The organism is Paenibacillus sp. V4I5, from assembly GCF_030817255.1.
Classification (GTDB): Bacteria; Bacillota; Bacilli; order Paenibacillales; family NBRC-103111; genus Paenibacillus_E.
This window is the reverse complement of the sequence record NZ_JAUSZB010000002.1, coordinates 4870001-4889697: the sequence shown is the minus strand read 5'-3', so window position 1 is coordinate 4889697 and position 19697 is coordinate 4870001. Positions and strand designations below refer to the sequence as shown.

Here is a 19697-nt window from a genome sequence, read left to right as displayed (position 1 = left end):
GGTCGTTTTTTTTACTTTTTGACGTGCCGATTGGCCAGCTCTTTCATAATATCATCCAAAGGCAATTTATTATTACGTAAAAGGACCATTAAGTGAAAAATAAGATCACTCGCTTCATAGCGAAGCTCTTCGTTATCTTTGTTTTTGGCTGCGATGATCACTTCGGCTGTTTCTTCGCCTACTTTTTTGAGAATCTTATCGACACCTTTTTCGAAAAGATACGTGGTATAAGCGCCCTCAGGACGCTCAGCGTCACGCGAAGCAATCACAGCTTCCAACTCGCCAAGGATCGCGAAACGATCACCTACAGAGGCAGCAGGTACGGCTTCTTGCACAGAACCTTCATCTCCCAGAGGAATGTTAGCTGTGAAGCACGTGTAAGTACCATTGTGGCAAGCAGGTCCCACTTGTTCCACGAGAACTAGCAGCGTGTCTGCATCGCAGTCGTAGCGCAGTGATTTTACTTTTTGCGTGTGACCGGAAGTTGCCCCCTTGTTCCACAACTCTTGACGGGAACGACTCCAGAACCAAGTATCACCTGTTTGTATCGTACGCTGCAATGACTCGCTATTCATGTAAGCAAGCATGAGCACTTCTTTGCTGACTGCGTCCTGCACGATGGCAGGTACAAGACCCTGTGCATCATAAGTAATCTGATCTATTGAAAATGTCATCGGATTTCAACCCCTTTACCTTTAAGGTCATCTTTGACCCCTTGAATCGTTAACTCTTTATAGTGAAAAATGGTTGCCGCCAGCCCTGCATCGGCTTTGCCTTCGGTAAATACATCGTAGAAATGCTCCGCTTTACCCGCTCCACCGGAAGCAATAACAGGAATCGTGAGCAGCTCGGATACGGCACGTGTTAGCTTTAAATCAAAGCCATCCTTCGTTCCGTCTGCATCCATGCTAGTAAGCAAAATTTCTCCCGCGCCAAGCTCTTCCATACGCTTCGCCCACTCCAACGTCTTGATGCCAGTGGCGTTGCGTCCGCCATGCGTGAACACTTCCCACTCGCCCCACTCTGCATTAAATTTCGCATCAATGGCAACGACAATACACTGGGAACCGAACTTCCTCGCTCCATCCGAAACAAGCTGAGGATTGCGAACCGCTGCAGTGTTGATACCGATCTTATCAGCTCCGGCGCGAAGCAGCCCTTTCATGTCGTCCACACTGGAGATGCCGCCGCCTACGGTGAAAGGGATCGTAATCTCCCCTGCCGTTTGACGGACAACCTCCACCATCGTCGCCCGACCTTCCACCGATGCCGAAATATCGAGGAACACCAATTCATCCGCGCCCTCTTTATCGTAAATCGCTGCCAACTCCACCGGGTCGCCTGCATCGCGCAAATTAACGAAATTAACGCCCTTGACCACCCTGCCATCCTTGACGTCTAGACAAGGTATAATTCTTTTGGCTAACATGATGGGCACTTCCTTCCTTACCTGATTATCTAAAAGCAAAAGAGCAAACTATTTGCACATTTTCAGAAAATTATTAAGCAATTGCATGCCGATATCCCCACTTTTTTCGGGGTGAAACTGCATGCCGTATATGTTATCTCTGCCTACAATGGCCGTCACTGGCTGATGGTAATCCGTTACCGCCAGCAGGTCGCCTTCGCGCTCCGGCTTCGCATGATAGGAGTGGACGAAGTACACGTGCCCTTCATCGATACCTTGAAAAATCGGACTGTCATTTTGCTTGTGGACTAATCGATTCCAACCCATGTGCGGTACCTTGTAGTCGCCGCGAAAGCGAACGACCGAGCCAGGCAAAAGGGCAAGCCCCTCATGATCCCCGTGCTCCTCGCTGCTGGCGAACAACAACTGCATGCCAAGGCAAATACCCAACAGAGGCTTACCCGATGCCGCATAACGGATGACGACATCATTCAGCCCCGACTCACGCAGCTGCTCCATCGCATCCCCGAATGCTCCTACACCTGGCAGGATAGCACCCTCAGCTGCTAGGATCTGCTCAGCATCCCCTGTTACAACAGCTTCGTAGCCTAGACGTTCGACAGCCTTGCTTACGCTGTGCAAATTACCCATTCCATAATCAATAATGGCGATCATTCTTACAGCACTCCCTTCGTCGAAGGAACCCCCTGCACACGAGGATCGATCGATGTCGCTTCATCCAGCGCTCGGCCTAAAGCTTTAAACACTGCTTCAATCATGTGATGCGTGTTTTGTCCGTAATGCATAATAACATGCAGCGTGATACGGGCTTCCAGAGCAAACTTCCACAGAAACTCTTGAACAAGCTGCGTATCAAAACTGCCCACCGTTTGTGAAGGATACTGCGCGCGATATTCGAAATGCGGTCGGTTGCTAATGTCGATGACAACTTGAGCAAGGGCTTCATCCATAGGGACGAATACGCTGGCATAGCGTTTAATCCCTTTTTTATCGCCTAGTGCTTCACGAAGGGTTTGACCTAAACAAATGCCGATATCTTCAACCGTATGATGATCATCGATCTCGATATCGCCTTTAGCGACTACGTTTAGATCGAACTGTCCGTGTTTCGTGAACAAATCAAGCATATGGTTCAAGAAAGGAACATCAGTTTGGATCTCAGAGACCCCTGTTCCATCTACTTGAAACGCGAGGGTAATGTCAGTCTCATTCGTTTTACGGGCTACACGCGCTGAGCGAGTGATCCCTTTATCTTGTTCAGCCATTATGTCAACTTCCCTTCCTTCTTGAGTCTAATCTCTACCGCTCTTGCATGACCTTCCAACCCTTCGTTACGAGCAAGCGTCATAATCATTTCGCCGTTTGCGATCAGTGCTTCCTTGCTATAGTGAATAACACTTGATTTTTTGAGGAAATCGTCCACATTCAGTGGCGATGAAAAGCGGGCTGTGCCATTTGTCGGCAGCACATGGTTAGGTCCAGCGAAATAATCGCCGACGGGTTCCGTGCTGTAGGCGCCGAGGAAAATAGCTCCAGCATTCTCAATGCGAGGCAGCAGGTTAAAAGGCTCCTGTACCAACAGCTCGCAATGCTCCGGCGCCAAACGATTGACAACGTCAACGCCCTCGTCCAAGTTATCCACAAGGAGTATAGCTCCTTTGGTCGCTGTGGACACAGAGGCGATGGCTTTCTTCGGCAGCACATCCAGCTGCCGCCACAGCTCTTGCCGAACCGCTTCGGCAAGCTCTCTTGATGGTGTCACCAGAATCGACGGTGACATCTCGTCATGCTCGGCCTGCGCCAGCAAATCGGCCGCGACATATTCAGGATCGGCGTGCTCATCAGCAAGCACGACGATGTCGGTTGGTCCGGCGATCATATCGATATCGACAACGCCGAACACGAAGCGTTTCGCCAGCGCGACGTAAATGTTGCCTGGCCCGACGATCTTATCGACCGGCGGGATCGATTCCGTGCCGTAGGCCAGCGCGGCTACCGCCTGCGCCCCGCCTACGCGGTAGATCTCTTTTACACCCGCTTCGGCCGCTGCCACGAGGATATGCGGGTTGATGCCCTCTTCCCCAGCGGTGGCCGGAGGCGTCACCATCGCGATCTCCGGCACCCCCGCGACGATCGCGGGGATGGCGTTCATGAGCACGGAGGAAGGGTAAGCCGCCTTCCCTCCGGGCACGTACAATCCGACCCGCTTCAGCGGTCGGATGATTTGGCCCAGCAGGCTGCCGTTCGCCTGCAGGTCCATCCACGACGTGCGTTTCTGCTTCTCATGAAACGCACGAATGTTAGCGGCGGCTTGTCGCAGCGCCGCCAGGAACTCGGCGTCGACCTGCGCGTACGCCGCTTGGATCTCCTCGTCGCTGACGCGAAGCTCAGCGACGGTGACGCGGTCGAACTCCTGCGCCATGCGTCGCAGCGCGGCATCTCCGTCCTGCCGCACCTCATCGATGATGCGGCGGACGGTCTCATTTTGCTCGGGTGAGCCGTATTCGACCTCGCGGTTCAATTGATATTCCGAGGCGGGAAGTATCCGCATCTTCATCATCCTCTCTTGAGTGTTACTTATCTAATCCCTCTAAACCTTCATTACAGGCAAAACAGCCTGCAGCATATCACATAACCGCTGAATAGAATCATTCTTCATGCGGTAACTCACCCGATTCGCAATTAAGCGGCTCGTAATCTGAAAAATCTCCTCTTGCTCCACAAGTCCGTTCTCCCGAAGCGTCTCTCCTGTTTCGACCATATCCACGATCCGGTCAGCAAGACCAATAAGCGGCGCAAGCTCGATAGAGCCGTTTAGCTTGATAACCTCAACCTGCTGCCCTCGCTCGCGAAAATACTGAGAAGCGACGTTCGGATACTTCGTCGCGACGCGCGGATTAATCTCTTGCTTCCAATCCGGCAGTCCAATAACCGACATCCGGCACCGTGCAATGCCCAGATCCAGAAGCTCGTACACGTTGCGGTTCTCCTCCATCAGAACATCCTTGCCGACAACCCCGATATCCGCTACGCCATATTCGACATAGGTAGGAACATCCACCGGTTTCGCCAAAATGAATTCCATTCTTGCCTCATAGACAGGAATGATTAACCGGCGTCCTTCTTCCAGGTCCTCCGGAATTGGCAGACCCGCTTTATGAAAAAGCTTCGCTGCTTGTTTATAAATACGGCCTTTCGGCATCGCTACTTTTAGAATATCATCCAACGTTCCAACCTCCTTCAAACTTCCAACCAACGGAGCGAGATCCCTTCATGCTTTTGATTTCGCTTTTGCTTCTGCACTTGCGGCTCTTGCACTTGTTCTTGAACTTGCTCTTAAACTTGCTCTTGTTCTTGTTCTTGCTCTTGCTCTTGTTCTTGTTCTTGTTCTTGTTCTTGTTCTTGTTCTTGTTCTTGCTCTTGCTCTTGCACTTGCTCGAATCAAACCGCTACATCAATCATCGTAATAACATCACTATAAACCGTTCCGTGAAGCTCGTACTGGCCGTCTCCCTTGTTCAACAACTCGTTCGACCAAGCTTCATACTCGCTCACTAATTGTGTGATAATGATAACCTCATCATCACTGCTGCGCATAGCTTTCGCCAGCTGCAGCGCTTCTTCACGATGTTCAGCATCATAAGCAATCAGCACACGACCTGGCTGCTCCACGTTCTCTTTTCCTGTAACCTCGAGGATTCGATTCGTCTTGAGCGCAAACCCCGTCGCCGGAGCCGGACGTCCAAACTGACTCAGCAGATTATCATATCTGCCTCCACTGCAAACTGGGAAGCCTAAATCAGACGCATATCCCTCAAAGGTCATACCTGTATAGTAGGAGAAATCTCCAATCATCGTTAAATCAATCACAACATGCTCACTAACCCCATAGGCTTTCAATACATCCCAGACTTCGCATAAATGACGAATCGCATCCATCGCGATAGGGTGCTGTGATACCATGCGAGCTTGCTCGCAAATTTCATCTCCGCCTCTAAGCCGCAGCACGCCATTCAATTCACGTTCCACTTCAGGTGTAAGAGCCAACGACTTAATGGCTTCGCGGTATCCCACATAATCCCGACTAAGTAAATGCTCTTTCAGCGCTAGCTGTTCATCACTGCGCCCTTCCAATGTTTCCTGGAACAAACCGTTCAGGAAGCCTACGTGACCGAGCGCAATCTTAAACGCGCCTACGCCAGCCGCCTGCAACGAAGCAATCGCTAACGCTACAACCTCAGCATCCGCTTCGGATGAAGCATCTCCAATAAGCTCGACGCCCGTCTGGAAAAACTCTGAATCCCGCCCAGCTTCCTCTTCAATCGAACGAAAAACATTCGAATGATAAGATAAGCGCAATGGGAACGCATGTTTTTTGAGCAAGGAAGAAGCTACTCGAGCTATTGGCGCTGTCAATTCAGACCGCAAAACAAGCGTCTTTCCCTTACGGTCGAGCAGCTTGAACAGCTTCTTATCTTCTGTGGAGCTCGCAACACCAACGGTATCGTAATATTCGAGTGTAGGCGTAATTATCTGGTTATAACCCCAGCGTTCCATACAGGCCAATACACGGAATTCAATATTTCGCAGTTTCGTAACCGCTTCGGGCAAATAATCTTTAACCCCTAACGGTTTTTCAAATACTTTTGGCTTTGACACCGTCTCACCTCAACATGTAGGAATTCAATTTCCTTTTTATTTACTTTAACACAGTAACGTGCTACCATACTACCAAAATAAAGAATGTACGGCTATTTTATCACGTAAGCTTAGGACCGTCAATCGTCTTTCCCCTGATTATCAGCTCTTAGATATCCTCATTCGTACGCAAAAAAAAAGAGCTGTACGGCTCTATAGCATACAACTCTCATTTCTCATTCATTCTTTCACGAATCGTCTGAAGTGGATTTCCTGCCACAAAGCTATACGGCGCTACATCCTTGTGCACAACCGAACCCGCTCCAATAATGGCATAGTCTCCAATCGTCACACCGGGCAGAATCGTCGTATTAGCACCTACCATCACATGCGATCCAATATTTACATCCCCGAGTCTATATTCATTGGTTAAATATTCATGAGCCAATATCGTCGAGTTGTACCCAATAATCGTATTGCTCCCTATATGAATCTTCTCTGGAAAAAAGACATCCACCATCACCATCAAAGCAAAAGCGGTATGCTCACCAACCTTCATCCCCAGTACGTGTCTGTAGATCCAATTTTTCATACGCAGTGAAGGCGAGTACCGCGTTATTTGAATGAATACGAAATTCCGCATCGCCTTCCATTTGCTAACGGTATGATAGATTTGCCACAAAGCATTAGGTCCATCTACCGGATACTTATCCGTTTTTCTCAAACAGCATCCACATCCGACGTCAGCCCCACAATAGGAAGCAGGTCTAGCATATCGTTGATCAGATGATCCGGGTTGTACTGCTCTAAGTAGGAGCGCCCTTTCCATGACCAAGATACGCCAACAGATATAACGCCCGCATTATGGGCTGCCTCAATGTCATAATGGCTGTCTCCAACCATCACCGCTTGGTCCGCAGTACTTCCTAACACCTTAAGCGCTGCAATTATGCCTTCCGGATGCGGTTTCGGCTCCTTTACATCTTCAACAGTCACGATGGTACTCACGAAAGCATCCAGTCCGTAAAGCTTTAAGCCCATCAAAGTGGTTTGCCGAATCTTGCTCGTTACGATTCCTATTTTAATCCCGTTTGCGTGCAGCTTTGCCATCGCTGTATGTACATTCGGGAATTCTTTGACCAGCTCATCATGCTTGGATAAGTTGAAGGTTCGATACTTCTTAATGATTTCTTCAACCTCTTTTCGGCCTGTAAAAAATTCCATTTGTTCCACAAGCGGACGCCCCATATTCGGAATGATGAGTTCCCGACTGACAGGCTCTGCCGTCTCGCCTTCCAAACTATGCAAAAAAGATTGCACAATAAGCTCGTTCGTATCAACAATCGTTCCATCCAGATCAAACAGTACGGTTTGAATCATAGTCTGCTCCTTTATCTACATCTTGATCTTTCATTACTTTGTTATTTTCTTCAGCTTTCGTGGAAACAATCGGATCTGCATAGCGCACATTTGCGTATCCCTTTTTCCTTCTCACGATAATAACAATAACCATCCCAATCACGATCAGAAGCGCTAACAGCTGCGAGAATCTCACATTGCCACCATAGGTAAGTACGCCCGGTTCAAATACAACTGTCATTGGTGACCACAATGCATTCAAAAGCGACGCAAGCCACGTAGGCCCTGTGAAATCAAGACTATCTGTACGCACACCTTCGATAAAGAAACGACCAATGGAATACCAGATAAAATAACTGAAAAATAATTCTCCTGCCCGCAGGAAAGGTCTGCGACGAAGCCAGAGTAGAACTAGCAAGCCTAAGAAATTCCAGACCGATTCATACAGAAATGCCGGGTGATAAAACGTACCCTCAATGTTCATTTGATTCACGATAAAATTAGGTAGGTGTAAAGAGTCACGTAAGAATGACTCCGTAACAGGGCCTCCGTGGGCTTCCTGATTCATAAAGTTACCCCAACGTCCTATCGCTTGTCCCACAATTAAACCTGGTGCACAAATATCCGCGATTCTCAAGAACGAGTACCCTTTGGCCCTTACGTAGAAAAAAGTACCGATAATAGCACCAATAAGCGCTCCATAAATGGCAATACCGCCGTGCCATATCATAAAAATTTCAGCTAAATTGTCCTTATAATCGTCCCACTGAAAGGCTACATAATACAGTCTAGCGCCAACAATGGCTGATGGTACCCCAATTAACAATAAATCCATGAAAAAGTCAGGAATGATTCGGAATCGCTTCCCTTCTCGGATTGCCAGTAACAAACCTATTAATGCGGCTGTACCTAAAATAATGCCATACCACCGGACGTCTATCGGTCCTAAGGAAAACGCAACACTTTCGAGCATAGTTTCACTCCTTCATTATCATTACATTAGATGCTACTTAATCAATCGAAATCCTCAAAATCTTCATTCAGCGACTCTGTCAGCTTATTCGTAAACTGAAGTGCCGCGTTATATCCCATTCGTTTTAAACGATAGTTCATCGCGGCCACTTCCACGATAACCGCTAAGTTTCGTCCTGGTCGAACAGGAATCGTGACTAGCGGCAGATCCGTATCAATGATGCGTGTTAATTCCTCATCAAGACCCAATCGGTCATACTGCTTATCCTGCTGCCAATTTTCTAATTTAACAACAACCGAAATTTTCTTCACGTTACGGATGGCGCCAGCTCCGAATAAAGTCATCACATTAATGATACCCACACCGCGAATTTCAAGCAAATGGCGAATAAGCTCAGGAGCATTTCCTGTCAGCACTTTATCGCCATTTTGACGAATTTCTACTGCATCATCAGCAATAAGCCGATGGCCTCTTTTTACAAGCTCAAGCGCTGTTTCACTTTTCCCGATGCCGCTGCTCCCTGTAATGAGCATACCAATACCGTATACATCTACAAGTACGCCATGGATCGTTGTACTTGGAGCTAATTTATTTTCTAGAAACCCAGTTAACCGACTTGCGAAGATCGTCGTAGACATTTGGCTGCGAAGGACCGGGAGATCACGCTTTGTCGCTTCTTCCAGAAGTTCAATTGGAACATCAAGTCCTCTTGTTACGATAATACAAGGTGTTTCCTCCGGTGAACATAGCTGTTCTACCCGATTCCTTCTAACGCCTGTTGTCAACATCTCCATGAACGTGACTTCCGTCTTCCCTAACATTTGGATACGTTCTCGTGGATGGTAATTGAAGTATCCCGCCATCTCAAGACCCGGACGGTACAGATCACCGGTTGTTATTGGACGTTTCAGTCCAGATTCACCTGCAAGAACCTCCATATGTAGTACCTCTACCAATTCGGAAACCTTCACTTTTTTGGCCATCGTCCTGTCTCCTCCGAGTTTTGCCTGCGCAAAACGTGCTTCTCTGCATATTTGCTATTATTCCAATAGTTTCATGGTAAAGGAATAGCTAGTTGAAATCAACTAAAGTGTTCGTTAATCACCATCATATACAAAAAAGCCAGCCGATAACGGCTGGCCTTTCTGTTAAAGCTTATAGGTTAGGGTTAACCAAGATGGACAATGTTGTATCTTTATCGAAGAAATGAACTTTGTTCATATCAAGTGCTAATTTAACGTTTGTGCCTTCTTTGATTCCTGAACGACCGTCAACACGCGCGATAACTGTGTTAGCGCCGATACCTTGCAGGTACAAGTACATTTCATGACCCAAGTTCTCTGTCAATTCAACGTTAACGTTGAATACTGTTTTCGGGGATGCTTCCAAGAATACTGGCTCTTCGTGGATATCTTCTGGACGAACACCCAAAATAACTTCTTTACCAACGAAACCTTTGTCTTTCAGTACTTGTGCTTTACCAGCTGGAACTTCAACATTCACAGTACCTGCTTTGAAGAAAATACCGCTGCCTTCTTGCGTCAATGTACCTGTCATGAAGTTCATGGATGGGGATCCGATGAAGCCCGCAACGAAAATGTTCACTGGGAAGTTGTAGATTTCTTCAGGTGTAGCTGCTTGTTGAATGATACCTTTATCCATAACAACAATGCGATCGCCCATTGTCATTGCTTCGATTTGGTCATGCGTTACGTAGATCGTTGTAACACCAAGACGTTTTGTTAATTTTGTGATTTCCGCACGCATTTGTACACGAAGTTTCGCATCCAAGTTGGAAAGCGGCTCATCCATTAAGAATACTTGTGGCTCACGAACAATCGCACGACCCAAGGCAACACGTTGACGTTGACCACCGGAAAGAGCTTTTGGTTTGCGATCAAGCAAATGAACGATATCCAAGATTTTCGCTGCTTCACGAACGCGAGCATCGATATCTGCTTTTTTGAATTTACGAAGTTTCAAGCCGAATGCCATGTTTTGATATACAGTCATATGTGGGTAAAGAGCGTAAGATTGGAAAACCATCGCGATATCGCGGTCTTTTGGAGCTACGTCATTTACAAGGCGGTCGCCGATGTAAAGTTCACCTTCAGTAATTTCCTCTAATCCTGCGATCATACGAAGAGTTGTGGATTTTCCGCAACCGGATGCTCCAACCAATACAACGAACTCTTTATCTTCAACTTCAAGATGGAAATCTTTAACTGTGGATTCTTCTGCACCAGAATATCTCTTAACGATATGATTTAAACGTACGCCTGCCATGGTTTCATTCCCCCTACGATTTATCGATCATATGCTTGCTGATCAACTTTTCAATATACTCATCTTACCTTACGAAGACCGGACTGACTATGCACAATCCCTACAAAAAAATCACTTTCTTTTCGTTACTTTGTACAATAGTAATGCAAGTCTCACTAATACCGCATGATTGAACGTTCTCACATCGAGTCCGGTCTCATTTTTAAACTTGTCCAAACGATATAGCAAGGTATTTCGATGTATATATAACTTCTTCGCTGTTTCACTAACGTTGCAGTCTAGTGTGAAGAAATGTTCCAGCGTGATTACGGTCTCTGCATCCAGTACATGGTCTATGCCGCGAAGTACCTGCTCTAGGAATTCTGCCTTTTCCTCTTCATCAATCAAGTGCAGCAGCTTCTCCAAACGAAGCTCCCAACGAAGATGAATAAAGCTGCCTACATGAAAGGAACGCCCTAACATGATCGTCTCCCTCAGCTTGAGAATCGTGGCAAACAGCGATTTCGAAGGCTTTACTGGATAATCAATGGCTAGGTGGCATTCGCCAACCCACTCATTAGCGAGCATTTCATACAGCCCTGAGCCGAGAGCGTCGAGTATCTGCTCTACGCTTTCTTCCTCATCCCCTTCTCGCTCTTCGCTACCACTAGTTAGTAGACCTTCGGGTGCTAGGATCAGCCACTCTTTTTCTAGTAAAGGAATCAGGATAATCTCCGATTCAAAGAAGGACTCCAACAGTTTCTTCAGTTCCGCATAGGAAACGCGCTGATTCTGAGAATAGTCCCCATATAACAACAGCGGAATTTTCGTTGAATACAGAGAGGATTGTGAAGCAAGCGCATCTGGCAGCTCAGCATGGGTTGAACCGCGTTCCATCTGTTGTAGCAGCCAATCTCTTAATTGGTGCGCCTTTCTTTCATCTTCAGATAAAAAGACTCCCCACTGCTTTTTTTCTTGTGTCATCTTAGACTCTACCGTTAACTCGACAAGCTTGCGCTCTGAAGATGTTAGTTTGGCTTCTGAAACCTGCAGAATGCGAATATCTTTGTGTTCTTTGGATAAATAAAAAAGTACATCCTGACCACGCACAACACTTCGACTAAAGCTCTCAAGATTCTCTGCCTGCTCTTCCGCCAAATGCTCCCAATCTGCCTCGGGTATCAAGTTAATCTGCATAGGCGACTGTAAAACCGCTTCCAAACGCTCTTTTACACGCTCCCAATCCATCTGCCTCTCTCCTTACTCCTATATATCTTCTATATCTATCTTCATCTATCTTCTTAATTGTAACATATGTGCCCCCACTCATGTGAATGTGAAAGACCCCTCCTGCAGCTGCTGCAAAAGGGATCTGTTTCGTTAGGTGATTTAGTTTAACACTCGACGAGCCGTTACATAATGATCCGCCCACCATTCTTTATTGATGGAAGTGAATTTCACGCCACCTTCACCATACGTATGGATCATATTTCCGTTACCCACATAGATACCAACATGTCCGATATTTTTGCCGGAATCCACAGTTGTGAAGAAAACTAGATCTCCGGTCTGCAAATTACTTTTGCTAACAAATGTACCTTCCTTCGCTTGATCACGGGAAACACGCGGCAGTATAATGCCATATTCAGCAAAAACCGTTTTTGTAAAGGAAGAGCAATCCATCGTTTTGGTTTGTCCATATTTTGCCCCAAAGACGTATGGTGTACCTAAGTATTTCTGAGCCGTTAAAATAAGTTCAGCTTTCAAACGATCCTTGGCGGATAGAATGCTCCGGCCACTTATGAAATCCTTCTTAACATCATTTACATTGCGAGTGACGACTTCGTCTTTGCTCTGAGATGCCATGACCATTTTGCCTTGACCGACATAAATCCCAGCATACGATGGCTTCCCACCACTACCAAAGAACAAGACGTCACCAGGCTCTGCTTTTGCTATGTTCGTAATCTTCGTTTTATTCATCTTAAACTGCTCATCCAGTGATCTAGGAACCGAGTAGTTGAGAGTTTGAAAGACGTAATAGATCAGGCCTGAAGAATCAAAACCTGCCGAAGGCGATTCATTACTTTTGGAATAATCAACACCCGTCATTTTCTTTGCCAGGGAAACCGCGTCCATATCATCATTAGCCGCGTAAGCAGAAACTGCTGTAACAGCAGATAATGCAATGGTTATCGCCGCTGTAAGCCCCAAAGTACGGTGTGCAAGACTCTTTATCATAAATATTTCCTCCAGCATCATGTTATTTGTAGAAATGGGAAAGTTCTCACTTCCTTGTACAAGGTTACCATGGTAATGAAAAGTCTTTCATTCCTAAATTATTTCCTTTCAGGCATACCATTGGTAAGTTTGCCAAATATATCATTGGTTTAATTTAGATCATGAGGAGCTTGGCAAATTTGGTTAATTAAAACAAACTCATAATCTTTGTTAATTTGGAAATAATTGTACTGGGGTGATTTCATCCTATAGGAGGTTCAGACAAATGGTTTGGAGTCAGTGGTCGTTAGATCGTGTCATCATTTTCTTGGTTGGAGTAACCTATCTCTTCATATGGGTCCAGGTGACCTTATCGCATTATCGACAAAACTTTCATAACAAATTTATGTGGGGTCCGGTTATCCTGGCTCTTGTTATTAGTTTCGTCTCCATCATCAGTACACTGCTAAATAGCAAAGGCTGGTATATAGTGACCCATATCTGCTTCTGGCTTGGTGTCATTCAAGGAATAATCGGCTTTATTTTTCACATCAAGGGTGTTCAGAAACGGGTAGGCGGCTTAGCATTACGTAATTTTCTTACGGGGCCGCCAGTGATGATGCCTTTACTATTTTCAGTCATTAGCATTTTTGGTCTTACAGCTATTTATGGAGGTTGACTTACCATGAAGAATCATACCTATTATCCGACCTACAACGTCATGGATGAACAAAAGGAATGGGATTCCCATACACGGTCTATTGTGACCTCCCGACTTCAGCGTGAACATTCGCACCGTTTTTTAACGCCAGTAGAAGCGGAAACATTACGGGTTTGGTGCGCTTTGCTGATGGATGATCATCGAGGAGATATTATTCAAGCGATTCTTACTCATATTGATCAAACGTTAGCAGAAAATAAAGGGGAAGGACAGCGCAAGGTCAATGTCCCCCCTCTTCAAAAACTCTTGCGTCAGGGACTTAAAGCTATTGACGAGGCTGGATGGATAGCCGATAGCCGACCTTTCTTCCAATTAGACGAAGCTGCTCAAAAGCAAATCATGCGCCAAATCAGCGATGCTAGCTACCCTCTAACAGAAGCGTGGGAGGGCATTCCACAAAAAGCACTGTTTCATAAACTCCTTCAATTAAGTGTAGAGGCCTATTACTCACATCCTTTAGTTTGGTCGGAGATCGGTTTTGGCGGCCCTGCCTATCCTCGTGGATATGTGAGAGCAGACCCTGGCCAACTTGATCCTTGGGAGGCAGTGAGGAAGCCATGAAGTGGAGACATGAACATGATGCTGTCGATATCGTAATTGTAGGTGCAGGTGCAGCAGGCGGTGTACTAGCCAAAGAGTTGAGTGAAGCCGGCCTAAGTGTTGTTGTACTCGATGCTGGCCCTTGGCGGGATCCTCAGAAGGATTTCGCTAGTGACGAGCTGAGTATGCGGAGTTTAGCATGGGAGGATACTCGTATTGTTGATGGGACAGAACCATTTGGAATGGGGAGCCACCATTCGGGTAGGGGAATAGGCGGCGGGACGCAGAACTTTACCGGTGTTTTTTTACGCTTCCATGAATCAGATTTCAAAACAAAGTCCATTGACGGCGTAGGTGAAGATTGGCCCATTCACTACAAAGATCTTGAGCCCTACTATAGTAGAATCGAAAAAGAAATAGCTGTTTCCGGACCGAAACATTTCCCCTGGGGAAATTTCAATGGGCCTTACCCTTATCCAGAGCGCGACCCCCTAAGTCCTAATGCTTATTTATTTCAAAAGGGCTGCGAAGCACTTGGTATTCAATCCGCGGTTACACCGCTTGCTATTCTATCTGCTCCTTTTGAAGGTCGTCCTCCATGTACCAATCGTGGCTTCTGTATCGAAGGCTGTATGCCGAATGCCAAGTTTAGTACCTTGATCGTTCATATTCCTAAGGCCGTTCAAGCCGGGGCCGAAATTCTTCCTAATTGTATGGTTACACAAATTGAAGTCGATACACAGGGACATGTTAATGGTGTTCTCTTTGTTAACCAGGGAACCACCTACCGCCAACGTGCCAAAACGGTTATTTTATGCGCTCATGTTGTCGAGACCCCTCGCCTGCTGCTTCACTCAGCTACTCCTCAATTTCCTGACGGTCTAGCGAATTCCAGCGGCTGGGTAGGCCGTTCGATTATGACGCATAGCAGTAATGATGTCTACGCCAAATTTGAGCAAGAGGTTCGATTGTACAAAGGCACACCTGTGTTAGCCTCTACACAAGATTTCTATGAAACTGATCCGCACAGAGGCTTCGCACGTGGCTATACGATTCATTCTCATGGCTCGAGACCTATAGATATGGCTCAAGGGATCAGCAAAGCGTCTCACGAGCCCGTCTGGGGGCCACAGCTTAGGCAAATCATGCTGGATTACAACTATTATGGACGTTTAACCATGGTTGGTGAAGTGCTACCACAATGGGACAACCATATCTCCTTATCCGCTGAAAAAGATGAAAACGGAATGCCTCGTGCCTCCGTGACCTTCAATTATGGAGATAACGATCTTAAATTAATCGATCACGCTGTAGAGAATATGAAACTTATCCTCAAAGCAGCCGGAGGCGAGGTTGCCTACGTGGTATCTGATACACAGCATCTCATGGGCGGCTGCCGCATGGGGAATAATCCAGCTACCTCCGTCGTCAATTCTTACGGTCAAAGCCACGACATCCCGAATTTGTTCATTTGCGATGCGAGTCTCTTCGTAACCTCCAGTGGAGGGAATCCCACCAACACGGTCATGGCGCTTGCAGCTAGAACTGCCGATTATATTATTGAACTTGCTAGCTCTTAATTGGCAAGCTAGCTTCATGGTGAATTGCATTGCCTGTAGTTACTCATCTACAATGGAAGAGAGCTTTAGACAATGAAAGGAGAAGTGACCTCCATGGCTATCGCAGAATTCACCATTATCCCTATAGGAACAGCTACCACCAGTCTTAGCGGTTATGTTGCAGATCTGCACAAAGAACTAGAGAAACATTCCGATATCGCTTTTGAAATGACACCTATGGGTACCATTCTAGAGGGTCCCATAGATCGATTGCTTGAAGTCATTCGAGCCGTCCACGAAGTCCCTTTTACGAATGGTGCAGAGCGAGTCTCGACATCTATCAAAATCGACGATCGCCGTGACAAACCGGCCTCTATGAAGCAAAAAATGAAGTCCGTTGCAGACAAGTTGAAATAGAAAAAAGCATCCTGCTTATGGATGCTTTTTCTTTATGTAAGGGGCGAACTCTGCCTTTTGGAGATTATATAAAACAAAAAAAGACCTCGCGGCCTTCAACGTTTACTTATAAAAGTGAGTCATGTAGGATTCGAACCTACGACACCCTGATTAAAAGTCAGGTGCTCTACCAACTGAGCTAATGACTCAAGGTAAAATGGAGGCTGATGGATTCGAACCACCGAACTCGAAGAGAGCAGATTTACAGTCTGCCGTGTTTAGCCACTTCACTAAGCCTCCAGATGAGAGATAACCATGCTGCATTGTTGCAGCACAACCATCTCAATGGCTCGGGACGGAATCGAACCGCCGACACGAGGATTTTCAGTCCTCTGCTCTACCGACTGAGCTACCGAGCCTTATGTAATTGTCTTTAGCTTGTCCTAATTTACTAAAAAAAATAAATGGCGGAGCTGACGGGATTCGAACCCGCGGTCTCCTGCGTGACAGGCAGGCATGTTAGGCCACTACACCACAGCTCCAAACTATAAATGGTGCCGTCGAGAGGACTTGAACCCCCAACCTACTGATTACAAGTCAGTTGCTCTACCAGTTGAGCTACAACGGCATAAAGATAAAAATGGTGGAGGCTGACGGGATCGAACCGCCGACCCTCTGCTTGTAAGGCAGATGCTCTCCCAGCTGAGCTAAGCCTCCGACTGGATTGGTTTTATGATAGCGGCAGAGGGGCTCGAACCCCCGACCTTACGGGTATGAACCGTACGCTCTAGCCAGCTGAGCTACGCCGCCACATAAAAGGTATATATATTTGGAAACTGGCGGAGAGAGAGGGATTCGAACCCTCGCACCACTTACGCAGTCTAACCCCTTAGCAGAGGGTCCCCTTATAGCCACTTGGGTATCTCTCCAAGATATATATACACTCAGGAAATATTATTCCCTGAAAACTAGATACGAAACTTGCGTAAAGTAATTCATCTTAGGTTTATTGGTTAAGCCCTCGACCGATTAGTATTCGTCAGCTGCATGCATTGCTGCACTTCCACCTCGAACCTATCAACCTCGTCGTCTACAAGGGGTCTTACATACTGGGAAATCTCATCTTGAGGGGGGCTTCGCGCTTAGATGCTTTCAGCGCTTATCCCCTCCGTACATAGCTACCCAGCGATGCCTCTGGCGAGACAACTGGTACACCAGCGGTACGTCCATCCCGGTCCTCTCGTACTAAGGACAGCTCCTCTCAAATTTCCTACGCCCGCGACAGATAGGGACCGAACTGTCTCACGACGTTCTGAACCCAGCTCGCGTACCGCTTTAATGGGCGAACAGCCCAACCCTTGGGACCTACTTCAGCCCCAGGATGCGATGAGCCGACATCGAGGTGCCAAACCTCCCCGTCGATGTGGACTCTTGGGGGAGATAAGCCTGTTATCCCCAGGGTAGCTTTTATCCGTTGAGCGATGGCCCTTCCATTCGGTACCACCGGATCACTAAGTCCGACTTTCGTCCCTGCTCGACTTGTAGGTCTCGCAGTCAAGCTCCCTTATGCCTTTGCACTCTGCGAATGATTTCCAACCATTCTGAGGGAACCTTTAAACGCCTCCGTTACATTTTAGGAGGCGACCGCCCCAGTCAAACTGCCCACCTGACACTGTCCCCATACCGGATCACGGTACTAGGTTAGAACTCCGATACGATCAGGGTGGTATCCCAACGATGCCTCCACCCAAGCTGGCGCTCAGGCTTCAAAGGCTCCCACCTATCCTGTACAGATCGTACCAAAGTCCAATATCAAGCTGCAGTAAAGCTCCATGGGGTCTTTCCGTCTTGTCGCGGGTAACCTGCATCTTCACAGGTATTAAAATTTCACCGGATCTCTCGTTGAGACAGCGCCCAAGTCGTTACGCCATTCGTGCGGGTCAGAATTTACCTGACAAGGAATTTCGCTACCTTAGGACCGTTATAGTTACGGCCGCCGTTTACTGGGGCTTCAATTCATAGCTTCGGGCTTGCGCCCTAACCACTCCTCTTAACCTTCCAGCACCGGGCAGGCGTCAGCCCGTATACTTCGCCTTGCGGCTTCGCACAGACCTGTGTTTTTGCTAAACAGTCGCTTGGGCCTTTTCACTGCGGCCCCCTCGGGCTATTCACCCTACCGAGGCACCCCTTCTCCCGAAGTTACGGGGTCATTTTGCCGAGTTCCTTAACGAGAGTTCTTCCGCGCGCCTTAGAATTCTCTTCTCACCCACCTGTGTCGGTTTGCGGTACGGGCACCTTCGCCTGGCTAGAAGCTTTTCTTGGCAGTGTGAACTCATGACCTTCGGTACTTAAATTTCCCTCCCCATCACAGCCCAGCCTTACGATGTGCGGATTTGCCTACACATCAGCCTCACTGCTTGGACGAGCATCCATCAGCTCGCGTCACTATCCTTCTGCGTCACTCCATTGCTCATAACGGCTACGGTGGTACAGGAATTTCCACCTGTTGTCCATCGACTACGCCTTTCGGCCTCGCCTTAGGTCCCGACTTACCCTGAGCGGACGAGCCTTCCTCAGGAACCCTTAGGTTTTCGGCGGATCAGATTCTCACTGATCTTTTCGTTACTTATACCGGCATTCTCACTTGTATGTGCTCCACCTGTCCTTACGGTCAGAATTCAACGTACATACAACGCTCCCCTACCCATGCACAAATTCATGTGCAAGCCATAGCTTCGGTGGCGTGTTTAGCCCCGTTACATTTTCGGCGCAGAGTCACTCGACCAGTGAGCTATTACGCACTCTTTCAATGGTGGCTGCTTCTAAGCCAACATCCTGGTTGTCTGTGCAACTCCACATCCTTTCCCACTTAACACACACTTGGGGACCTTAGCTGATGGTCTGGGCTGTTTCCCTTTTGACAATGGATCTTAGCACTCACTGTCTGACTCCCGGATTTAAGTTTATGGCATTCAGAGTTTGACTGGACTTGGTAACCCTTGGCGGGCCCCGCACCCAATCAGTGCTTTACCTCCACAACTCAACATCCGAGGCTAGCCCTAAAGCTATTTCGGGGAGAACCAGCTATCTCCGAGTTCGATTGGAATTTCTCCGCTACCCCCACCTCATCCCCGCATTTTTCAACATGCGTGGGTTCGGGCCTCCAGTGAGTGTTACCTCACCTTCACCCTGGACAGGGGTAGATCACACGGTTTCGGGTCTACGTCCACATACTAAAGCGCCCTATTCAGACTCGCTTTCGCTGCGGCTCCGTCTTTTCAACTTAACCTCGCACGGGAACGTAACTCGCCGGTTCATTCTACAAAAGGCACGCCATCACCCATATAGAGGGCTCTGACTTCTTGTAAGCACACGGTTTCAGGTTCTTTTTCACTCCGCTTCCGCGGTGCTTTTCACCTTTCCCTCACGGTACTGCTTCACTATCGGTCACTAGGGAGTATTTAGCCTTGGCAGATGGTCCTGCCGGATTCCGACGGGGTTTCACGTGACCCGCCGTACTCAGGATACCTCTAGGGGTTTCGTTCGATTTTGGCTACGGGGCTTTTACCCTCTATGCCGGACCTTTCCAGATCACTT

Annotated in this window: 18 protein-coding genes, 8 tRNA genes and 1 rRNA gene (1 of these 27 cut by a window edge); 4 read left to right on the top strand and 23 right to left on the bottom strand. The window is 47.4% G+C overall.

Annotated features, from left to right (window positions below; translation table 11 throughout):
• Nucleotides 1–11 precede the first annotated feature (11 nt).
• From hisIE to QFZ78_RS24280, 14 genes are all read right to left on the bottom strand, one after another.
• Nucleotides 12–674 (bottom strand): bifunctional phosphoribosyl-AMP cyclohydrolase/phosphoribosyl-ATP diphosphatase HisIE, encoded by a 663-nt coding sequence (hisIE, locus tag QFZ78_RS24345; RefSeq protein ID WP_307551358.1) that lies wholly within the window; start codon nt 672–674, stop codon nt 12–14.
• A complete protein-coding gene (gene hisF, locus QFZ78_RS24340; protein WP_307551357.1) occupies nt 671–1429 on the bottom strand; it encodes an imidazole glycerol phosphate synthase subunit HisF in 759 nt (252 codons plus the stop codon). The genes hisIE and hisF overlap by 4 nt, the downstream gene beginning before the upstream one ends.
• A gap of 48 nt (nt 1430–1477) precedes the next feature.
• Entirely contained in the window at nt 1478–2083 is a 606-nt protein-coding gene (gene hisH / locus QFZ78_RS24335) for an imidazole glycerol phosphate synthase subunit HisH (protein WP_307551356.1), read from the bottom strand.
• A gap of 2 nt (nt 2084–2085) precedes the next feature.
• Nucleotides 2086–2694 (bottom strand): imidazoleglycerol-phosphate dehydratase HisB, encoded by a 609-nt coding sequence (gene hisB, locus QFZ78_RS24330; RefSeq protein ID WP_307551355.1) that lies wholly within the window; start codon nt 2692–2694, stop codon nt 2086–2088.
• Complete coding sequence (hisD, locus tag QFZ78_RS24325) at nt 2694–3980, bottom strand: histidinol dehydrogenase (protein ID WP_307551354.1); 1287 nt, start codon at nt 3978–3980, stop codon at nt 2694–2696. The genes hisB and hisD overlap by 1 nt, the downstream gene beginning before the upstream one ends.
• A 39-nt stretch (nt 3981–4019) precedes the next feature.
• Nucleotides 4020–4655, bottom strand: a complete 636-nt coding sequence (gene hisG / locus QFZ78_RS24320) for an ATP phosphoribosyltransferase (protein WP_307551353.1) — start codon at nt 4653–4655, stop codon at nt 4020–4022.
• A 215-nt stretch (nt 4656–4870) separates the two neighbouring features.
• Nucleotides 4871–6088 carry an ATP phosphoribosyltransferase regulatory subunit gene (locus tag QFZ78_RS24315; RefSeq protein WP_307551352.1) on the bottom strand — a complete coding sequence of 406 codons (1218 nt, stop codon included), beginning with the start codon at nt 6086–6088 and terminating at the stop codon, nt 4871–4873.
• 208 nt (nt 6089–6296) lie between these two features.
• Nucleotides 6297–6791, bottom strand: a complete 495-nt coding sequence (locus QFZ78_RS24310) for an acyltransferase (protein ID WP_171641338.1) — start codon at nt 6789–6791, stop codon at nt 6297–6299.
• The gene (ppaX, locus tag QFZ78_RS24305) at nt 6788–7447 is read right to left on the bottom strand and encodes a pyrophosphatase PpaX (protein ID WP_307551351.1); all 660 of its coding nucleotides are present in this window, start codon (nt 7445–7447) and stop codon (nt 6788–6790) included. Before ppaX ends, QFZ78_RS24310 begins: the two co-directional genes overlap by 4 nt.
• On the bottom strand, nt 7425–8399 hold the full coding sequence (gene lgt / locus QFZ78_RS24300) for a prolipoprotein diacylglyceryl transferase (protein ID WP_307551350.1): 975 nt from the start codon (nt 8397–8399) through the stop codon (nt 7425–7427). Before lgt ends, ppaX begins: the two co-directional genes overlap by 23 nt.
• Nucleotides 8400–8440: 41 nt before the next feature.
• Entirely contained in the window at nt 8441–9382 is a 942-nt protein-coding gene (gene hprK, locus QFZ78_RS24295; RefSeq protein ID WP_171641333.1) for an HPr(Ser) kinase/phosphatase, read from the bottom strand.
• Between the two features lie 172 nt (nt 9383–9554).
• Nucleotides 9555–10685 carry an ABC transporter ATP-binding protein gene (locus tag QFZ78_RS24290; RefSeq protein ID WP_307551349.1) on the bottom strand — a complete coding sequence of 377 codons (1131 nt, stop codon included), beginning with the start codon at nt 10683–10685 and terminating at the stop codon, nt 9555–9557.
• A 111-nt stretch (nt 10686–10796) separates the two neighbouring features.
• Nucleotides 10797–11912, bottom strand: coding sequence for a PucR family transcriptional regulator (locus tag QFZ78_RS24285; RefSeq protein WP_307551348.1), 1116 nt, complete (start codon nt 11910–11912; stop codon nt 10797–10799).
• Between the two features lie 141 nt (nt 11913–12053).
• Nucleotides 12054–12905, bottom strand: coding sequence for an NlpC/P60 family protein (locus tag QFZ78_RS24280; RefSeq protein ID WP_307551347.1), 852 nt, complete (start codon nt 12903–12905; stop codon nt 12054–12056).
• Between the two features lie 265 nt (nt 12906–13170).
• Here QFZ78_RS24280 and QFZ78_RS24275 point away from each other — a divergent pair, with 265 nt between their 5' ends.
• From QFZ78_RS24275 to QFZ78_RS24260, 4 genes are all read left to right on the top strand, one after another.
• A complete protein-coding gene (locus tag QFZ78_RS24275) occupies nt 13171–13563 on the top strand; it encodes a hypothetical protein (RefSeq protein ID WP_307551346.1) in 393 nt (130 codons plus the stop codon).
• 6 nt (nt 13564–13569) lie between these two features.
• Entirely contained in the window at nt 13570–14166 is a 597-nt protein-coding gene (locus QFZ78_RS24270; protein WP_307551345.1) for a gluconate 2-dehydrogenase subunit 3 family protein, read from the top strand.
• Entirely contained in the window at nt 14163–15725 is a 1563-nt protein-coding gene (locus tag QFZ78_RS24265; protein ID WP_307551344.1) for a GMC family oxidoreductase, read from the top strand. Before QFZ78_RS24270 ends, QFZ78_RS24265 begins: the two co-directional genes overlap by 4 nt.
• 93 nt (nt 15726–15818) lie before the next feature.
• Entirely contained in the window at nt 15819–16121 is a 303-nt protein-coding gene (locus QFZ78_RS24260) for an MTH1187 family thiamine-binding protein (RefSeq protein ID WP_307551343.1), read from the top strand.
• A gap of 115 nt (nt 16122–16236) precedes the next feature.
• On the opposite strand, the gene QFZ78_RS24255 is transcribed toward QFZ78_RS24260, so the two are convergent.
• The 9 genes from QFZ78_RS24255 to QFZ78_RS24215 all read right to left on the bottom strand — a co-directional run.
• A tRNA-Lys gene (locus QFZ78_RS24255) sits at nt 16237–16309 on the bottom strand.
• A gap of 9 nt (nt 16310–16318) precedes the next feature.
• Nucleotides 16319–16400: transfer RNA gene (locus QFZ78_RS24250), tRNA-Tyr, on the bottom strand.
• Between the two features lie 46 nt (nt 16401–16446).
• Nucleotides 16447–16519, bottom strand: a tRNA-Phe gene (locus QFZ78_RS24245).
• A 46-nt stretch (nt 16520–16565) separates the two neighbouring features.
• Nucleotides 16566–16642: transfer RNA gene (locus tag QFZ78_RS24240), tRNA-Asp, on the bottom strand.
• Between the two features lie 10 nt (nt 16643–16652).
• A tRNA-Thr gene (locus QFZ78_RS24235) sits at nt 16653–16728 on the bottom strand.
• 13 nt (nt 16729–16741) lie between these two features.
• Nucleotides 16742–16817 (bottom strand) — tRNA-Val (locus tag QFZ78_RS24230).
• Between the two features lie 19 nt (nt 16818–16836).
• Nucleotides 16837–16910, bottom strand: a tRNA-Met gene (locus QFZ78_RS24225).
• Between the two features lie 27 nt (nt 16911–16937).
• Nucleotides 16938–17029 (bottom strand) — tRNA-Ser (locus QFZ78_RS24220).
• Between the two features lie 80 nt (nt 17030–17109).
• Nucleotides 17110–19697, bottom strand: a 23S ribosomal RNA gene (locus QFZ78_RS24215); it runs 333 nt beyond the window's last position.